Here is a 655-nt window from a genome sequence, read left to right as displayed (position 1 = left end):
GTTACGTTACCGGACGTTACAGAAAGAGAAATCTATTTGCCTAAAGGGAGCTGGTATGACTTTTGGACTGGTAGAAAAGTCGAAGGAGGAAGGTGGTAAATTTGGTGTAAATGTAGCGGTAGGGGGATATGGTGTCCAAAAATGCCCAATAATGCCTAAGATTAAATCAGCTATTAAAATCGAGAATCCTACCGTAGTAAATGCATTTGTAAATATATATTTTTTAATTTTTGAACTCATCCTTGACCACCTCTCACTCTCGGATCAAGTAAACCATAAACTATCTCTATAATAGCTAAGGATATTATTAGCATAACAACAATGATCAAGAATATACCTTGTAGTAATGGTAAATCTCTATCGAGAAGGGCATTCCCTAGATAATACCCAGTTCCCGGTACTGCTAATAAACCTTCTATAGTTAGGGCACTGCTTATTCCAAAACCTACAGTTATGCTAAAGTTCGTAATATTGGGTAACATAGAGTTCCTTGATACAAACTTCCTTATTGTTGACCTCTTAAAGTCCAATATTTCCGCATAATTGACGTAATTATCCCTCAATGTATGAACCATGGTGTTTCTCATTCCGAAATAAAATCCAGGCATCAAAGAGACAATGAAACCTATCATTGGTATAATATAAAAGTTAATCA

General features: G+C 35.6%; 2 protein-coding genes. Both read right to left on the bottom strand.

What is annotated here, in order from left to right; all coding sequences use genetic code 11:
• Window positions 1-6 precede the first annotated feature (6 nt).
• Window positions 7-240 (bottom strand): hypothetical protein, encoded by a 234-nt coding sequence (locus tag DMP16_RS10600; protein WP_255446897.1) that lies wholly within the window; start codon window positions 238-240, stop codon window positions 7-9.
• The coding region (locus DMP16_RS10595; protein ID WP_143577254.1) for an ABC transporter permease subunit at window positions 237-655 on the bottom strand (419 nt) is incomplete at its 5' end. The genes DMP16_RS10595 and DMP16_RS10600, both read right to left, overlap by 4 nt.

The organism is Sulfolobus sp. B1 (genome assembly GCF_007050195.1).
In the GTDB taxonomy this organism is placed as follows: Archaea; Thermoproteota; Thermoprotei_A; order Sulfolobales; family Sulfolobaceae; genus Saccharolobus.
This window is presented reverse-complemented; position numbering and strand designations above follow the sequence as displayed.